This is a genomic window from Formosa sp. Hel1_33_131, assembly GCF_001735745.1.
Classification (GTDB): domain Bacteria; phylum Bacteroidota; class Bacteroidia; order Flavobacteriales; family Flavobacteriaceae; genus Hel1-33-131.
On record NZ_CP017260.1, the window covers coordinates 1,785,608 to 1,801,255 of the forward strand.

Sequence of the window (15,648 nt, forward strand, 5' to 3'; positions counted from 1 at the left end):
TTTTTATAATGTTTGAAATTTTAATTTTAAATTATAGAAATAAATACTGTCTCTATCTTGGTCCTTGAATACACCTTTGTCATCATCTATTTGAAATGAATAACCTAGATGCTTTACATCTTTTACCAAAGGAATAACAGCATTTATTATTTGTTTGAACTTTGCCAAATTTGCCCTTCCTGAGCTTATCTCTTTTACGTGAATATTCAAGTTTATAAAACCATTTTGAAGGTATCTATTAGGATTACTTAAAGTCTTTATAGATATATCTTCCTTTTGGTCAGTATCTGGAATATCGCCTATGTAAATCTTACCTGAAAGATTGTCATTAACTTCAGATACATTTAGTATTTGATACAACGCTGATAATATGTCAAAACTAGATTTCACTTAATATTGATATTAATAGTTCTTTTTCAGGTGCCGACCCTGTTATTACGTCAAAGTTTTTAGCTTCCACATAAGCTGCATATTGCATTCCTGCAACCCCTATCAATACATACCCATCAGGATATTGATTTGCAACTTCTTCGGCTACTTTCTTTCCTTGACTTTGCCCTTTTGAATTACCTTCAAAGTTTTGCTCAACTACTTTACCATTAAGTAAAATAATGTAGCCTATTGAACTTCTTAGATTCCCAGTTCGGTCTGTGTAATTACCACTTATTCGTGCTTCATTCACAAATGTTTCACCAATAAACTGATAAGCTTCTAATGTTTTTCTATCAACCTCTTGTTGAAATTGGTCAAATACATTTTGAAATTGTCTACCAGTAAATAAAGCCCTTAAGCCTCTTATTCCAGCCATATCTCACAATGTGATTGATAATTATGTAGCTGTACAATTTTAAATTGCTTATCCTGGTATAGGAATATTTTACCATCTACTTCAAATTGACTAATGTCATTAGATTTACAATAAAACTTTGCCGAATAATCTAAAGCCTTGTTTTGTCCTGATGGCTCATACCTTCCAATTATTTCGATTTCTGTATCGGTTAATTCAGGTATTCCAGTACCGTTATCAGTTTCTTTACTAATAACAATTTTTCCAGTATGAGGATATCTGTTAAACATCTTCTGAGGAAATACCTACATTAATTGGTTTAGGTTCTAATTCCTCTACTTTAGGATCATTATACTTGTAGTATAAAGCCTTTGCTCTTTCTTTCAATAAAGCAGGATTATACTTTAGGGATAATTGACCTTCTTTAAAGTCAGGAATTAATGCCATGGCAGAATATAAATCAGCTGTAGCCAATTCAACATCTTTCAAAGAACTTTCTGAATAAGTAGCCGACCCATCAATGGAACGGCTACCTAAAACAGATTGGATATGATTTACAGATACATCTGTAAAAACAGGATTAGCTTGTATGGCTTCTAAAATCGTCATTAAGCAATGCCTAATTCATCTTTTAGTAATTCTACTTCTTCATCTGAAAGCTCATTGATTTCATCAATCAAATCAGCATCAGTAATATCAGCAGATACATCTTCATCTACTAACTCATTATATTTGGATATAACTGTAGCTTTCACTAAAGATTGACCCCAAATAGTAATATTAGCATCTGTACCGCTACCGCCTTGTGTTTCATCATCAGTAGCGTCTAATTCTTCGGCTTCATTTGTGTCCATAATAAATATTGAATCCACATTATCAAGAACAGGAATAGCTAATGCTTGTACACTTGTATTCTCTTTTAATGGATTATTTGTACGGAATAATGAAACTAAAATAAAGTCATCTACTGTGCTATATTCGACATCTTTAACAGGATGGTCCACTTCGGCTAATTCACCATATGTTAATGTGCCTAGATCTGTTGAAGTTGTAAATGTTACATTTCCTCGTTGCCAAGGTTCTACAGCTACACGTTTACCTCCTTTTTCAATTTGAACCACTTTATCAATAATGATAATTGTTAAGCCAAATTCCTCAGAAATAAAGTTTTGCAACTCTTCTCTTGTAACTCTAAAGATGTAATCTGAATTTGTTTTTAAGAATCCGGCAAATGCTTTTTTAACCTGTTCATTGGCTTTAAAAGCATTATAAGTAACCTTATCTATCCAAATGTATTTAAGAACATGGCCTGCGTTTCTAGCGTTGGTTAAGATGTTCTCAATATCATCTATTGGTGTTGCAGTTGCTTTATTCCATGCAGCTTTAACTCCAAATTGATTTTTTTCTGAAATACCAAAGTCGATACGAATACCAGTTCCAGTATTATTTTCATCATCAATTACAGTTACGCCAGTAGATAAGGCTTGTAAGAACATTATGTCTAAACGCTCATACACACCTTTGATACCATCTGCAGCATCTTGAAATAGCTTTTTAACCATTTCAGATTCTTTCTTACCTCGTGCTTTCAGGTTCTTTAAAGCCTGTAACATACTTTCATTAAGAGACTTTAACATCCCTAATTTTGGTACTTCACCTTCAGCAGAACCGTAAGAACCACGTTTTTTAGGTGAAAGAGGTGAGTCTAAAGAGACTACATCTGCAGCAACTACATTCGTATTAGTTGAAAGAGATTGCCACTTCATGTCTGTTGAAAAATCCTTTTTCAGATACTTTTTGTGTTCGTACTGAATTTCCTCAGATTTATCATTTACTTTTTCTGTGATTTTCTTTGCTAAACTTGGAAAATATTTAGCAATTAATCCTTGAAATATTGAAGCTACCATCTTATTCGTTTATAATTGTTACTCGGTTAATACTCGTTTTCGCTTCTGTAGGTATTGGATATTTACAATAAGCTTCGTTTACAGTTCCTGCGTACATAATAGCTGCTTGTGCATTTTCAACACTTAAAGAAGCTACTAAATACCCTGCATAGTCATGTCCTGCTGGCTTTGTGCCGTCCACAGGTAAGGGCTTGTATTTGCCAGTTGCAGTTTCTTTAATAATTACATGACCTGCCGATATCTCACTATCTGGGAATCCTGTAACATTTAAAGTTCTACCTCCTGGCAAGCCATCTAAATTTTGCACAATTACAACACTATCATTTGTAGTGTTAACTGTACCATTGTTTTTACTTAAATTTGCTGTTGCCATTTTTTAAATTTTAATGTTAAATTCCTAAGCCTTCTACTAATTCACCAACTTCTTCGTCTGATACTTTTTTATCAGAAGGACCGCCTGATGGTAGTCCACTTCCTGCGTTTTCTCCGACAAATGTTTTGTACAACTCCTGTTGCTCTTCTTCTAAAGCCTTAACTTGCTTTTCAATTGAGACATCACCTTCAATAACTCTAGATGCCCATTTAGTTTTTAAACTATCTGGTAATTTAGAATCCTTTAAAGCTTCGGTAACTTTTTCAGAAAACTCTGATTTCTTGTTACCGTTTTCAATTTTTTCAAGCCTTTCTAATATAGCTTTAGCATAATCAGGTGTGTTATCATCTTCTGCAGAGTTTGATTCTTTACCACCCTCTTTTTTTGATTTCCCACCTTTCTTTTTAAGGAAGTTATCTAAACCAGTTGCAATACCTTTGGTAACTTTTCGATCATGTTCACTTTGTAATGTTTTTGAAAAGTCTAAAACTTTATCAAACCCACTTTCTTGAACAAACTCTTCAAATGCTTCTGATTTTAATATTTCCTCGAAGTCCAGTACATCATCGTCTGATGATTGAGATGTTTGCAATTGATTAACAATGTCATCGATTTGGTCTTCCGAAGTAATGTTGATTAATTCTGCAAGCCCCTCGTTAAGCCCTGCTTTTTTGAGTGCTTTTTTGAGTTTCTTTTTTAGCATAATACTTAATTTTATTATTGTTAGTGATAAAAGTATATATGCTCTGTAAAGTGATAAAGGAATTACAATAGTTTAGTCCGTAGCTTCCTTTAATAAGTCTTTTTGAACTGTTTTTGTAGATGCAAATATCATTTCTGAAAGATTTATAAAAGCTTCTTTTACTGAGAGGTCATCTTGAGTTTTTACAAAATACCATTCAACAAATAGTTTTCTTTTTTCTAATAGTCTTTTATTTCTTTGCATCTGTTCCAATTTTTTATTCAGTCCATTCTCTTTTACGTAATTATCAAACTCGATATGTAACTGATACATCTCTTGAAATTCAATAAACATTTCTTCAGGAGAAATACCTAAATCATTTTTTTCAATATAACTTTCTGCCTTTTCAATTATGTTACTCTTTAGTCTCAATTAATGCCTGTTTTAAAATGTAACCGTCTTTGGTTTGCTTAAAATTATCTTCTATGAAATATGGTTTACTTTTTAGTTTACTCAATTTTTGAAAATCTTTTTTCAAATACTTTTTTGCTCTTTTTGGAATTGATTTAACTGTTCTCTTAGCGCTTATCTTTTCACCTCGCAATTGCTTTATAAATTCCTCTTTTGGTAATAATTTAGAAGTGGTAAAACACAAACAGTTAGGGTGCCAACCAGTAAAGACAAATTCTTTAGGGTATTCGCCTTGCAATTCGTCACATATATCATACTGCGGATGTGCAGGGGATAGGTGCACTTCAACACCAGTTACAAAAGACAGTTGCTTTCTACGTTCATTATCTGCTGTTCGATAAGCGATATTTATTTCATTTCTAGCTAACCTCAAAGCATTCTTATAGCTACTTCTATAAACACCACGACCAGGACGGTAATCTTTTGCAGGATTACTTAATTTTAGTTTTCCTGTTTCTTTATCACGGATCCTGCGAAACCTTTTTTCGGGTTCTCTTAAATATCTTTTTATGTCAGTTGCTAATTTGACAGCTGACCGACCTTCTGTTAATCCTTCGGCTATAAAGTATTCCAACTGCTCTCGTGTCTTGGCAGTTAAATTCCAAACTCTATCAGATAATTGAAATCCATTTTTACCTCGTTGAATAAATGAGGTTAAAGCTTGTATATTTCGTTGGTAAAAAATGTCTTTATCAGTAATTTCAATTCCTTTTAAATAACCATCAACAAACGCATCATTATGATTGTTGGATAAATCCCAAGCATCTTTCACATTATTGGAAATATAACCAAGTACAACTTTTTGATACTTTTTAAGAACTACATCAACTTCTTTTCTAACTGCTACATTTTTAAACCAGAGTTTTGAATTGTTATGCACCTTGTACTTTTTTAGCACAATAGCAAGCTCTCTTGCCATAGCAGAATAGATACGGCTTAATGACCTATCTTGTTTAATGAGTAATTGAAGTAGTTCTTTGTGATTAGGCATGTAATGAATGAAGTGCTTTTACTCTTTCTACAAATTCATTAAAACCTAACTCACCATTTACAATAGTTGTATCATTTGTTTTTGCTTTAAAATCGTGCTTAATTAATTCCGATAGCTTGTGATTTTTATAACCATAGGCTACTAATAATACGTCATCTGTTTTGTTGATTACTACATGAGAATCGAAGCCTCTATTTTTTAAAATAGTAGCGATGGCTTTTTCGTTTTTGTTCTCTTTTACCGTTTTTTTGTTTTCCTGTTTAGTGTCCATTTTATTTTGATTTTATGAATATTGATTTTGTACAATCTAGCCATACTGGAGGTTGTGTTTCGCCACTATGTACACCTAGCCATAATTTTCCGTGAAAAAGAAATTTAAGTCTTTCCCAAAAGGATGTGGTCCATAATGAAATACATTCGCCTCTTTCTGTTTGCAAAACATATAGACTTCCGCATTCTTCATCAGTCATTGATGTTGGCTTTTTTAGTTCGATTGTAGCTTGTTTAAATTTTTTAGGTTTCATTTAGTAAAGATTTTTAATTAAACTTATCGGATTAACTCCAAACTCTCCATCGACAGATGGCTTATAAGGTTCTGTTTCACATACTAGCCTAGCAGTTACCTTTTTTCTATTACCGCCAATCATCAGCACTATATCAGCATCATAAACGGTTGGCATGAATTCTTTTATTTCAGTAACCTTGAAAGACTTTAGCCTACTAGGATTACTTCCTTTGATTGTAAGAAGTTTTTTAAACTGTTTTTTGGAATGCTTGGATTTCCACGTTTGTTGTGTTAATTCATACATTCCAGTAAAGTTGTTAGACTTCCAAGTATTTAGAAAGTGTTCTATTATTGCTTTAGCTTTATCCTTCATCTATGCCTAATTTTACTAGTACATTTTGTTTTGTAGTTAATTCAAAGTCATAGGCGCTAACCTCATAACCATTACTTGAAACCTCAATTACTATTCCTGTACTTCTAATAATAATTCCAGTAACAATATGTTTCTTTTGCTCTTCATCAGTTTTAAAAAATACTGTTTGACCAATGCTAAAAGGGATTTTTAATTCTTTCATTTCATTTTACATCTTTTGGTAGAAGCGTATGTTTTTCTTCCATTGTACTTAAACTTCTTTCTGTAAACTATCTTCAAACCTCTCTCTTTGTTTATTTCGTTGAATACCTTCTTTAAAGGCTTTTTACCAAACAAAACCCATTTAAGTTTTATAAATATTATTTTAATCCATTTCATAACTATTCTACTGTATCGCCTAATTCTAAAACAGATTCTTCTTCAATATTTGACATCTCTTCTTCAACATCTTCAACTAAAGGATTTTGTGCTGTAGCTGTTTTTTGGCTCATTATTGGTTTGCCACCTGTAGCCTCAGATAGTATCTCAATTACTTCCTTAATATTTTCAGGCAACACACTCGTAAATGTTACATCGATGCGTAAATCTTCAAGCTTTTTAGATAATCCAGTATTTGTGATATTAGTAATACCAGTTTTCATAAGATTGATTATTCTACTAATAGCAATTTGATAATCACCTTCACCTTCTTTAGCGTTTAGAATAGGTCCTAAAAACATAAGTTTTAAGGCTATGCCCGATATATTTCCTATACCCTTAACATTGTCAAAGGATAAGTCTGGAGTGTCTGTTAGACCGTAGATAAGACCTTTGTTTGTTTCAAATTCTAACTTCAATGCTTCAGGAGCTCTATCCCAACTAATCACATCAAGGTCAGATTGTATCACATTACCTTTATCAGTTTCAATGATGTCAAGTTTTACTAACTTACCTGTATCATCTTTCTTTGGAAAAGACTTCAATGCTCCAGTAGCTTTATACATTGGAGATGCGAAATAACCATTGGTGTCTACAAATTTTGAAAAGGACATCTCAAACGTATCTATCATTTCTTGTACTTCCCACCATTCAGGATGCTTCTGTGATAAATAAACAACTGGAATCTTTTTAAATAGATTAGGCTTCGGATAGCCTTCTGATACTTCCCACTCCTTAGATTCTTTTCTAAAAACATAATTCGTTTCTGCTGTGAAAATGTACAGATACGAAACATCCTTATCATCTTCCTTTGTTAAATATTCCCAACCAAAGGCGACCATATCGCCAAAGGCATCAAATACAGGATATACCTTTCCGTTTTCACTTGTAATTAGCCTAGCCTTTATTTTCGTTTCAGTATCGCCTTCCTTTTTTACAGGATAGAAAATAATTGATGCTTCTGTTTCTGACTTAACAGCTTTACAAAATTTTAATAGCATAGGGTCTATTCTTAAATCATCCCATAAATCTGAAATAGCTTTGAAAGCTTCGCCATCTTCTGTGGTATCTTCTTTTGATTTTCTTTCAACCAACTTTACTGAACTACCAAATAAAAAGGTTGCTGCTGTTTTAACAATCTGCCTTTGAAAAGGAATAGGAATTCTAGAGACTCTTACATCTCCATCCTTAGTGGTTTTTATTGGTCGTTTACCTACTTGAGTTTCTCTAATCTCACGATTATTATTAAACTCTTTAGCATTATTTTCTACACCTTTTTTAGGCGTTAGAAGTTCGTATGCTTCTTTAATACTTCCGGATTTAATTAATTCTAAGAATTTCATTTTATTATGTTTAAAACAGACCTAAATCGTCTGCGTTTGCTTCTGTTTCGTGTACTACTTCTGTGTTTTCTTCGATTTCGATTATTCCAGTTAATGTGTCTTGAGCATCATCAAAATCATTTGCACTAAATATTTTTTTATACTTGGTTACGTGTTTATAAAATACTGGCCATCTAATATGCCAATCACTAGGAAACACCACCTCATTATTCACACTTGCACTATTGCTATATATTCTAGCCTCCTTATTATTCGATTGATGAAACCAAAATATATTTACTCCTTTGTTTACAAGCTTCTCTAAATTTCTTGCAAATCCTCTACCGCCGCCATTACTTTCAATATTGACTTTGTTGACATTATTTCGGTTTAACATTTTAGCAGTCAAAGGCTCTGTGATTTCCATTCCTTTTTGAGTGTACAATACATCAATCACATACTTGTGAGGATCTGTACTAGCCAATGGAACACCATACACAATGCTACATAGATAATCTTTGCCTGAATCTGCTGTATCAGTATAATTCTTAATAATTTTCAAGTCTGGTAAATCCTTGTAAGTTTTAAAATTATTACTATAAAGAAGCCCCTCTTTATTTTGCGGATTACCTTGATACAAACAATCAAACTTATCAGGGTCTTTTACTCTTGAGCTTTCATGTTTTTTCTTGGAATGTTTATCTGGCCATAGCGCATCGCCTTCCTTTCTTGGGTCAAACTCTGATAGTTTACCTTCTTTTAAGGCTTGAAAATTTATAAGCAAAAACTTATCATCTAAATTCTTAATAACTTCTTCTAAGTCTTCGGTACCATCATAAACAACTACCAACCCTAATTCAATTAGTTTCGCAATAACATCTTGGTCACTCCAACGTGTAAATGTGATAAGCTGTTGAGAATCATTATGCAATCTTGAATCTGCTACTGTTAAATACCAATCCCATACAGACCTTTGAGTTACTGGCGAATTAGCATCTTTCCAGCCTTTGTATAGATCATCAAGAATTAATACATCAACAGTATCTCCAGTTAATGGACCATCTACACCTACAAACTTCATAGAACCATCAGAATTGATAGATTCCCTTTCTATGTTGGTGTTAGATTTTGCGCCTGTATATCCTCTTTCAGGGTATTTGGTGTTAGGAAATATATCTTTATACTCCTTTTCACGCATTATGGTCATTATCTCTCTACCAAACTTCTGTGCCTTTGTTGCTGCATAACTAACTACTGCTATTTTATCATCAGGTCTATATCCTGCTAAAAATGACGGTAATCTTCGAGTACTACCTTCACTATTATGAGTAGGAATTAAATTCCTACCCACCAAATAAACACCACCTTCAACAGTAATACATTTGCCTTTTTTAGGTTTCACTTTTTCAATAGAAATAATACCTCGTTTTCTTTTTAAAGGATTTTTTAATATTATTTTCTTTCTGTCAATTGCCGTAGGTATTTCAATGTCTGGATTAAAAGATAATTGATAAACTTTATTTCTTCCAATAATTCCACTAGTGCTAACAATTGGTTCAAACTCGCATATTGTAGTTCTAAACCCTAGACTTACACAAATATCTTTCACATCATATATTAGCCTTTTGTTTATATTTGAAAACGTTACCCTTCCATTGTTTAGGTAAACGTATCCATCACTATCAATCAATCCCGCTAACAATTCTAGTCTATCATTTACTGTTGATAGTTTGTATTCTAAAGGAATGTGCTTAATATCTCCTTTTGGATGCGCAAAATTGATTTTTTTAAAAGATTGAAATGTATCTCCAAAAAATCTACTAGTTATTACACCTGTATCTTTATGAACTGAAAACGATGTTTTCTTATAGCCTAAAGAAATAATTTTATCAATTGATTTATAATCATCAAAATGATGTGTTATTGTTGGTGCCGAAACTTGACCATCTCCAAGCCATAGCCCTAAAAAATAGGGGTGTATTGTCAATTCCTTTTTATCAAATAAGACCAAATAATTTGAATCTACTTGAAATCTACATCTCTTTTTGAAAGTTCCTGAAAAATATTTTTGCGAAAATAAATATTGTGTTTCGCATTTTATTTCTCTTCCTTTAGATCTATCAAAAACAACCCATTCATGTTGGGCATGACATTGTATTTTTTGCCCATCTGTAAAGGTTATTAAAAATTCACAATCTGGTTTATCGCTCTTGTTTAAAACATTTAACACTTTGGTTGGTTTTCCAAATCTATCAAAAACAAAATCACCTCTTTTTAGATTTCCGTGCTGTTTAAATCCTTTTGTTGTTAAAACCAAGACAGAGTCAATAATTTTTTTCCCGTGTTGCGGTGGCATTGTTACTATAAGGTTTTTTATTTCCTTATGTGCAAACCGATTTAATATGTCATAGAACGTTTTATGAAACCACTCGGGCTTAAACTTTTTAAATGTTGTTTGAGTGAACTTGAATAAATCATCTTTACTATTATCTACATCTTCCTGGTATAGCAGTTGTTCAAGTTCATATATTTCTTCATTGCTCAGGCTCATTTGCTTTTTCTAATAACTCTTTTAATCTTTTAGCTCTTTCCTCTTTTGTCATATCAGGAAACTGCGGTAGCTCAACTTCTAAAGATTGTTTAGGTTTGCCCTCAATTCTGTCTAAGACGATGTTAATCGCTCTTAAATCTCCATTCATAGCTTTTGACAATAAAGTAGTAGCCACAACCTCATTCAAAGTAGTTTCGCTTTCAATTTTACCTTTCTTGGTTTTTGTTTCACCACCTTTGGTAACTTTGATTTCATACTCCACGCTTTTAGCTTCGCCAAACTCTCTTAAAAATTCAGATATAGATTTGCCTTTCTTACCTCTGTTTTTAGGCTGATTGGTTGAGCTAAAACGAGTTGCTTTACCATCTTCTGCTAAATTTGGATTACCTTTTCCCATTGCCGATATTTACCGATTTTACGGCTTACATCAGAATACTAAAATGTAGAGTGTTCTATTTATCGTCAGATTCGATAAGACCTTCAGCAATATCAATTATGTTTTCTAGCTCATCTTCTTTTGCTTTGAGCTCAACATATTGTTGCTTTTGGTTAGGAGAAGCTGCACTTTTGTTTACCAGGATTTCTATATCCTTGCGCTTTTCCTTATGACGGGACAATCTACTTTTCAGTACTTCTAACAAAGCCATGATTTTATTTTTGTATTTCATCCCTATATTTGTAGATATGCCACGAATATAGGAATTTGTTGTTAATTCAATCTTTTAAACTCTCGTTCCTTTTTCTTCTTTCTAATACGATCTGTTTCTTCATTTAAGGAATCGCACTTCCACATCTGTTCCATGGAATAATAGACAACTGTATATCTATATCCTTTGGGATGTGTTTTCTTTATAGGTGTTACACCATGTAATATTTCTTGACCATTGAATATTACAAGTGTATCATCTGCTATTTCTAATTTGATATCATATTCTGGAATGGATAGACGACCACCTTTTATGCCTTTCTTAAAGCAAACCATATTTGATAACACGCCTTTAAAGTTTCCTCTATCGTGATGGTATTTTAGTGGATTGTCTTTATTTACGATTCCAGAGGTAAATACGCTGTTTTCGATTTTCCATTCTTCTTTGATACGCTCTTTGATAATCGCCTTATGCTTTTCGTAAGTTTCTGGAAAGTAATCGATGTAGATTTGCTCTAGGTCCTTTACAAAATTGGTAATGATGTAATGCTGTTTAGGAAATTCAGTTGCCATAAGTGCTGCATGACAGAAGTCTGCTAGAAGTACTCTACGAGGCATATATCCAAATACAGTTGAATGACTTACTAATCCTGCTGTTCTTTCATCCTTATTATATTTTACAGTATTTACAGCCCAACGTAGGGCAGATGTATCTACTTTGGTTTTACTATAATAAATTATTGGTTCGCCATTGTCTGTTATGATACAATCTTCGTCTATAAGCATTGTACAGTCTTCTTCTAAAGCTGACCTACGCTTGTAGTCTTTTAAGTTGATTTCTCTTTTATGTGCCTCTATTGTTTTCATAGGAACTTATACCAATCTCTTTTTAGTAAAATTTCATTCTCTCGTTTAGGGTTTAAGGCTAAAGCGCCATTCCATTTTTTTAGTAAGTAGTTAACTGTTTCCTTTTCCAACTCATCATTTCTATAGGCTACTGCACCACCTTTATTTGAATAATGTTTAAAATCACAAATGATGTAATTATGCTTTGCTGTTCTACCATACTTTTTTAAATACTGCAGAGTGAAATCGTAATCTTCCTTTAGTCTTAAATTATTATCATATCGAATTCCAGTGTTAGGCTTTGTCATTGTAAAATCGCCAATAATAAACCCTGATGTGATTGTGTTTTTTTGATAGAACTTATTGAATACTGGACCTATTCCTGTGAGCTCCAATTCTGATGTAGAAAACCATTTGTAGATGTAATCAATAACATCATGTATGTTGCCTTCTTGGCTTTTTATAAAACACTTTCCGCAGTCATCTGACAGCTGTAGTGTTATCTTGTTTTGCTCATCACCTAGTTGTAATGCTTTATTTCGAGAATCAATTAGACTACCACCTTCAATAACATTGATAAAACCTTGTTTTTTATAAGCTTCTTTTTCTCCTGTACCTACAATGAAAGTCCAATCTTTGTTATAAGAATTTGGTATTTTATTAGCCCTACCAGAACTAATTACAGTTATCAGTATGTTATTTTCCTGCTTCATACTTCTCTAACAGTTTTATAACTACTGAACTATTATCTTCTAGTCCTTCTTTTTCAGCTACTTTATGAAGTCTTTCTAAAATATCAGCATAAATATTTTGCTCATAGTAAAGTACTATTTGCTTGATGTTGTTGTTTTGATATCTTTCGAACTTTTCCTTTACAATGTTAGGATCTATTTCAGGTTCATGACCTATATCAAGACCTATCTCGAAATCTTCAAAACCAAAACTTTCTAATTCCGTTAATTCAAAATCGAGTTCTAATAGCTTATCAAAATCCCATTCGCCACGATGTAGGTTATCTTTAACCATACGCTCATCTTGAACTTTGCTTGATACGTTTTCTTCAATGAAACATTTGACAGATGTTTTGCCTAGTTTTCTACAGGCTTTTATACGTTGTGTTCCCGCATAGCAATAATATTTACCATCCACTTTATTGATTAAAGGCGGTCTTTGAAGTAGAAATGCAGGATCCTTCTCTATATCATCGCAAAGCTTCTGTAGCTCATCTTCAGTTACAGTTCTTGGATTCTTATCTAAAAGAATTATTTCATCAATAGGAATTTCTATGTGATCTACTTTACTCATGCTACAGCTTTAAATTTTTCTTTATAGGTTTCGATAATTTCTATTAAGGAGAATCTATCCCATTTAAATGAACTGCGTTTACTTATGTCTGCGAGCATATCAAGTTCTTCAACTCTTTTAAGTCCTATTTTCTTAATAAGGTTTTTTCGATATTGAAGTTGGTTACCGCCATTGAAGTAATTGTCTGATTTGCCTTGAAGATGTACATTATCTTCATTGAATTTTAGTTGTGGAAATTTACCACCACTATAGAAGTGTCCTGCATGCGCATTGCTAGATGGCACTTGTAGAGGTTGACCACTAGAAATACATCTACCAAACCCATTAGCATCAGTATCACGATACCTAATGTATTTGTTGAAATGTGTGGTTGCTATTTTTAAAAGCTGAGATACAGATTTATCTCTATACTTCTGTATAGTTTTAGAATCCAAAGGAAAATCTAAATTAGGAATCTGTAATAGCTTGTTAGCTATGCCCTAAAAGGGACTTGAATCTATTGTACCTATGAGTATAGGGCTTTGAATCGATAAGCAAATATAGCTAAAATTCCTTGAAAAAAGAATAGATTATTGCTGAAATGAATGCAATTGCAATGACAGCAGTTGCTATGGCTAGTATCAATCGAGAATTATCAATAATACTTTCTAAAGGAGATATGGTAAAAGTCTTTCCGCAACCTTCACATAATGTTGGCTTTTCATAGCTAGGTTTCATACCTAGATTGATTTCGCATTTAGTACAGAACTCTGCCATATAAATATTTGAAAACTTAATATAGGTAATTTTAGATATTCACACATTTATTTGTGTAGATTTGTTTTAATTTAATTATCCTATATGACATTCATAGATAAGCTAATAGCTCAAATTGATTTAGTTCAACCCATTGTAAATTTAATGCTTGATAATTCATCTATATTTTTTGATGAGTATAAGCAAAGGATTAATCCAAGATTAATAGTTGTTGGATTTAGCAAACATCGTTATAGCAGAAAAGATGAAAAGAATCAAATAAAAGCTAGACAGGAATTTGATAAGTTTTATAATAACTTTGAGTTGCTCTTGGATAAGGCTACTCCTAATAATTTGAAAAAAATTGATAAAGCCAAAACCAATATTATAAATCTAATTGAGCAAACTAAAGTTCCTGTAAATATAGAATCAGGGAAAAATAATTTTTTAAAATACACTAAGGTTTTTAAAGAGTTTCTAGAACTTTTACAAGATGAAGAAACTGCAACAATGATTATCCCTGACACTAATTCTATAATACAATACCCTGATCCAATTAGTTATAAAAATATTGCTAATTCAAGTGAGTTTGATTTTGTAATTCTACCAACTGTATTATCTGAATTAGATAAGCTTAAAATTTCTCACAGAAATGAAGATTTTCGTAAAAAGGTAAAGTCAGTTATAAAGAGGCTTAAAGGTTATAGAAAACAAGGAGATGTCCTAAAGGGCGTGACTGTAAATAAAACAGTCACTTTAAAAATGATAGCTACAGAACCTAATTTTGAAAAAACATTGAATTGGCTAGATCCAAATAATAATGATGATAGAATAATTGCTAATGCTCTTGAATTGCAGATTAATAAACCATCAAACAATTTAATATTTGTCTCTTCTGATATGAATTTTCAAAATAAAGCTCAACTAGCCAACTTGACGATATTTGACACCGATGATTTAAATAGTTAGGCATTCTATTTCATTAAAGAATTCATTTATATCAGTAATGTGTGACAAATCAATTTCGTTTTTATAATGATTATCCTCTGTCAATTTCTCTATTACTATTATTTTAGTGTAAATTTTCGTTCCTGCTCTTTCAAAAACTACTGATGGCAATGATATTTCAGTTGATAAATAGAACTCTCTATTCTTTTTATCTTCAAAGAAAGCATCTAACCTTTTCTGCATTGCAGTACCATTAGGAATGATAGCTATTAATTTTGAATTTTGATGATAAGATAAATGCTTTGTAGCTTTTTCAATGTGCTGCATAGCTGTTTTTCCGCTTTTACCAAAAGGAGGATTCATTGCAATTCCTTCATACTTATTCCAAATAGTATGATTTTCAAACTGTTCAATTTTCACTTCACCATTTGCATTGATAGATAGTTTAGATGATAACTCGTAGCTTGGTTCAATAAATGTGTTATTTGTGTTTTCAGGAAAAAACCTACCTATGGCACCATGCCCTGCACTTGGTTCTAATGCTCTTTCTCCTGGTTGAAGATTTAACCATTCAACCATTTTAAGTCCTAATGGTTCAGGAGTAGCATAATAATCAAAGCCTTCTCTTGATTTGTTTTTTGATGTTTTCTTACCTGTGCCGAAATAGTATGTTTTTGCTTTTTCAAACTCTGTAATAACTTCTGCATTAGCTTCTGCTAAATGTATTCCTGTTGTGGTACCACCTGCACCGCAAAATAAATCTATCCAGTATATTGTTGGTTCGTTCAT

At 32.3% G+C, this 15,648-nt stretch carries 23 protein-coding genes; 1 reads left to right on the forward strand and 22 read right to left on the reverse strand.

The annotated features are described in order from the left end of the window. Positions 1–3 precede the first annotated feature (3 nt). The 21 genes from FORMB_RS08075 to FORMB_RS08180 form a co-directional block, all read right to left on the reverse strand. Positions 4–390 (reverse strand): hypothetical protein, encoded by a 387-nt coding sequence (locus FORMB_RS08075; protein WP_157498105.1) that lies wholly within the window; start codon positions 388–390, stop codon positions 4–6. Beyond that, complete coding sequence (locus tag FORMB_RS08080) at positions 380–808, reverse strand: hypothetical protein (RefSeq protein ID WP_083243937.1); 429 nt, start codon at positions 806–808, stop codon at positions 380–382. Before FORMB_RS08080 ends, FORMB_RS08075 begins: the two co-directional genes overlap by 11 nt. After that, positions 796–1,077, reverse strand: coding sequence for a hypothetical protein (locus tag FORMB_RS08085; protein WP_069676971.1), 282 nt, complete (start codon positions 1,075–1,077; stop codon positions 796–798). The genes FORMB_RS08080 and FORMB_RS08085 overlap by 13 nt, the downstream gene beginning before the upstream one ends. Further along, positions 1,070–1,396: a DUF6706 family protein gene (locus FORMB_RS08090; RefSeq protein WP_069676972.1), complete on the reverse strand. Its 327-nt coding sequence runs from the start codon at positions 1,394–1,396 to the stop codon at positions 1,070–1,072. The genes FORMB_RS08085 and FORMB_RS08090 overlap by 8 nt, the downstream gene beginning before the upstream one ends. Next, the gene (locus tag FORMB_RS08095) at positions 1,396–2,694 is read right to left on the reverse strand and encodes a major capsid protein (RefSeq protein WP_069676973.1); all 1,299 of its coding nucleotides are present in this window, start codon (positions 2,692–2,694) and stop codon (positions 1,396–1,398) included. The genes FORMB_RS08090 and FORMB_RS08095 overlap by 1 nt, the downstream gene beginning before the upstream one ends. A 1-nt stretch (position 2,695) precedes the next feature. After that, a complete protein-coding gene (locus tag FORMB_RS08100) occupies positions 2,696–3,067 on the reverse strand; it encodes a hypothetical protein (RefSeq protein ID WP_069676974.1) in 372 nt (123 codons plus the stop codon). Between the two features lie 16 nt (positions 3,068–3,083). Beyond that, the gene (locus FORMB_RS08105) at positions 3,084–3,770 is read right to left on the reverse strand and encodes a hypothetical protein (RefSeq protein WP_069676975.1); all 687 of its coding nucleotides are present in this window, start codon (positions 3,768–3,770) and stop codon (positions 3,084–3,086) included. 72 nt (positions 3,771–3,842) lie between these two features. Then, positions 3,843–4,181 (reverse strand): hypothetical protein, encoded by a 339-nt coding sequence (locus tag FORMB_RS08110; protein ID WP_069676976.1) that lies wholly within the window; start codon positions 4,179–4,181, stop codon positions 3,843–3,845. Then, on the reverse strand, positions 4,165–5,211 hold the full coding sequence (locus FORMB_RS08115) for a hypothetical protein (protein ID WP_069676977.1): 1,047 nt from the start codon (positions 5,209–5,211) through the stop codon (positions 4,165–4,167). The genes FORMB_RS08110 and FORMB_RS08115 overlap by 17 nt, the downstream gene beginning before the upstream one ends. Continuing rightward, complete coding sequence (locus FORMB_RS08120; protein ID WP_069676978.1) at positions 5,204–5,482, reverse strand: hypothetical protein; 279 nt, start codon at positions 5,480–5,482, stop codon at positions 5,204–5,206. Before FORMB_RS08120 ends, FORMB_RS08115 begins: the two co-directional genes overlap by 8 nt. A gap of 1 nt (position 5,483) precedes the next feature. Then, on the reverse strand, positions 5,484–5,735 hold the full coding sequence (locus FORMB_RS08125; RefSeq protein ID WP_069676979.1) for a hypothetical protein: 252 nt from the start codon (positions 5,733–5,735) through the stop codon (positions 5,484–5,486). Then, positions 5,736–6,089: an NTF2-like N-terminal transpeptidase domain-containing protein gene (locus FORMB_RS08130; RefSeq protein ID WP_069676980.1), complete on the reverse strand. Its 354-nt coding sequence runs from the start codon at positions 6,087–6,089 to the stop codon at positions 5,736–5,738. It abuts the gene before it with no gap. Then, positions 6,079–6,291 carry a hypothetical protein gene (locus FORMB_RS08135; protein ID WP_069676981.1) on the reverse strand — a complete coding sequence of 71 codons (213 nt, stop codon included), beginning with the start codon at positions 6,289–6,291 and terminating at the stop codon, positions 6,079–6,081. The genes FORMB_RS08130 and FORMB_RS08135 overlap by 11 nt, the downstream gene beginning before the upstream one ends. Positions 6,292–6,469: 178 nt before the next feature. Beyond that, positions 6,470–7,849: a phage portal protein gene (locus FORMB_RS08145; RefSeq protein WP_069676983.1), complete on the reverse strand. Its 1,380-nt coding sequence runs from the start codon at positions 7,847–7,849 to the stop codon at positions 6,470–6,472. A gap of 10 nt (positions 7,850–7,859) precedes the next feature. Further along, the gene (gene terL / locus FORMB_RS08150) at positions 7,860–10,379 is read right to left on the reverse strand and encodes a phage terminase large subunit (protein ID WP_069676984.1); all 2,520 of its coding nucleotides are present in this window, start codon (positions 10,377–10,379) and stop codon (positions 7,860–7,862) included. Then, entirely contained in the window at positions 10,363–10,776 is a 414-nt protein-coding gene (locus FORMB_RS08155; protein WP_069676985.1) for a DUF5681 domain-containing protein, read from the reverse strand. The genes terL and FORMB_RS08155 overlap by 17 nt, the downstream gene beginning before the upstream one ends. Before the next feature lie 55 nt (positions 10,777–10,831). After that, complete coding sequence (locus FORMB_RS08160; protein WP_157498107.1) at positions 10,832–11,026, reverse strand: hypothetical protein; 195 nt, start codon at positions 11,024–11,026, stop codon at positions 10,832–10,834. 62 nt (positions 11,027–11,088) lie between these two features. Further along, positions 11,089–11,892: a hypothetical protein gene (locus tag FORMB_RS08165; protein WP_069676987.1), complete on the reverse strand. Its 804-nt coding sequence runs from the start codon at positions 11,890–11,892 to the stop codon at positions 11,089–11,091. Further along, entirely contained in the window at positions 11,889–12,584 is a 696-nt protein-coding gene (locus FORMB_RS08170) for a hypothetical protein (RefSeq protein ID WP_069676988.1), read from the reverse strand. The genes FORMB_RS08165 and FORMB_RS08170 overlap by 4 nt, the downstream gene beginning before the upstream one ends. Further along, the gene (locus FORMB_RS08175) at positions 12,568–13,176 is read right to left on the reverse strand and encodes a ParB/RepB/Spo0J family partition protein (protein WP_069676989.1); all 609 of its coding nucleotides are present in this window, start codon (positions 13,174–13,176) and stop codon (positions 12,568–12,570) included. Before FORMB_RS08175 ends, FORMB_RS08170 begins: the two co-directional genes overlap by 17 nt. Then, entirely contained in the window at positions 13,173–13,610 is a 438-nt protein-coding gene (locus tag FORMB_RS08180) for a recombination protein NinG (RefSeq protein ID WP_069676990.1), read from the reverse strand. Before FORMB_RS08180 ends, FORMB_RS08175 begins: the two co-directional genes overlap by 4 nt. 406 nt (positions 13,611–14,016) lie before the next feature. On the opposite strand from FORMB_RS08180, the gene FORMB_RS08190 reads away from it, so the two are divergent. Continuing rightward, complete coding sequence (locus tag FORMB_RS08190) at positions 14,017–14,880, forward strand: PIN domain-containing protein (RefSeq protein ID WP_069676992.1); 864 nt, start codon at positions 14,017–14,019, stop codon at positions 14,878–14,880. Here FORMB_RS08190 and FORMB_RS08195 read toward each other — a convergent pair. Then, a complete protein-coding gene (locus FORMB_RS08195; protein ID WP_069676993.1) occupies positions 14,869–15,648 on the reverse strand; it encodes a hypothetical protein in 780 nt (259 codons plus the stop codon). The genes FORMB_RS08190 and FORMB_RS08195 overlap by 12 nt on opposite strands.

What these genes read in the sequence shown, in the direction of transcription:
- FORMB_RS08125 (WP_069676979.1), bottom strand. Translation starts at nt 5,735, where the DNA reads ATGAAACCTAAAAAATTTAAACAAGCTACAATCGAACTAAAAAAGCCA.
- FORMB_RS08095 (WP_069676973.1), bottom strand. Translation starts at nt 2,694, where the DNA reads ATGGTAGCTTCAATATTTCAAGGATTAATTGCTAAATATTTTCCAAGT.
- FORMB_RS08155 (WP_069676985.1), bottom strand. Translation starts at nt 10,776, where the DNA reads ATGGGAAAAGGTAATCCAAATTTAGCAGAAGATGGTAAAGCAACTCGT.
- FORMB_RS08170 (WP_069676988.1), bottom strand. Translation starts at nt 12,584, where the DNA reads ATGAAGCAGGAAAATAACATACTGATAACTGTAATTAGTTCTGGTAGG.
- FORMB_RS08120 (WP_069676978.1), bottom strand. Translation starts at nt 5,482, where the DNA reads ATGGACACTAAACAGGAAAACAAAAAAACGGTAAAAGAGAACAAAAAC.
- FORMB_RS08100 (WP_069676974.1), bottom strand. Translation starts at nt 3,067, where the DNA reads ATGGCAACAGCAAATTTAAGTAAAAACAATGGTACAGTTAACACTACA.
- FORMB_RS08145 (WP_069676983.1), bottom strand. Translation starts at nt 7,849, where the DNA reads ATGAAATTCTTAGAATTAATTAAATCCGGAAGTATTAAAGAAGCATAC.
- FORMB_RS08195 (WP_069676993.1), bottom strand. Translation starts at nt 15,648, where the DNA reads ATGAACGAACCAACAATATACTGGATAGATTTATTTTGCGGTGCAGGT.
- terL (WP_069676984.1), bottom strand. Translation starts at nt 10,379, where the DNA reads ATGAGCCTGAGCAATGAAGAAATATATGAACTTGAACAACTGCTATAC.
- FORMB_RS08130 (WP_069676980.1), bottom strand. Translation starts at nt 6,089, where the DNA reads ATGAAGGATAAAGCTAAAGCAATAATAGAACACTTTCTAAATACTTGG.
- FORMB_RS08105 (WP_069676975.1), bottom strand. Translation starts at nt 3,770, where the DNA reads ATGCTAAAAAAGAAACTCAAAAAAGCACTCAAAAAAGCAGGGCTTAAC.
- FORMB_RS08080 (WP_083243937.1), bottom strand. Translation starts at nt 808, where the DNA reads ATGGCTGGAATAAGAGGCTTAAGGGCTTTATTTACTGGTAGACAATTT.
- FORMB_RS08165 (WP_069676987.1), bottom strand. Translation starts at nt 11,892, where the DNA reads ATGAAAACAATAGAGGCACATAAAAGAGAAATCAACTTAAAAGACTAC.
- FORMB_RS08085 (WP_069676971.1), bottom strand. Translation starts at nt 1,077, where the DNA reads ATGTTTAACAGATATCCTCATACTGGAAAAATTGTTATTAGTAAAGAA.
- FORMB_RS08175 (WP_069676989.1), bottom strand. Translation starts at nt 13,176, where the DNA reads ATGAGTAAAGTAGATCACATAGAAATTCCTATTGATGAAATAATTCTT.
- FORMB_RS08115 (WP_069676977.1), bottom strand. Translation starts at nt 5,211, where the DNA reads ATGCCTAATCACAAAGAACTACTTCAATTACTCATTAAACAAGATAGG.
- FORMB_RS08135 (WP_069676981.1), bottom strand. Translation starts at nt 6,291, where the DNA reads ATGAAAGAATTAAAAATCCCTTTTAGCATTGGTCAAACAGTATTTTTT.
- FORMB_RS08190 (WP_069676992.1), top strand. Translation starts at nt 14,017, where the DNA reads ATGACATTCATAGATAAGCTAATAGCTCAAATTGATTTAGTTCAACCC.
- FORMB_RS08090 (WP_069676972.1), bottom strand. Translation starts at nt 1,396, where the DNA reads ATGACGATTTTAGAAGCCATACAAGCTAATCCTGTTTTTACAGATGTA.
- FORMB_RS08160 (WP_157498107.1), bottom strand. Translation starts at nt 11,026, where the DNA reads ATGGCTTTGTTAGAAGTACTGAAAAGTAGATTGTCCCGTCATAAGGAA.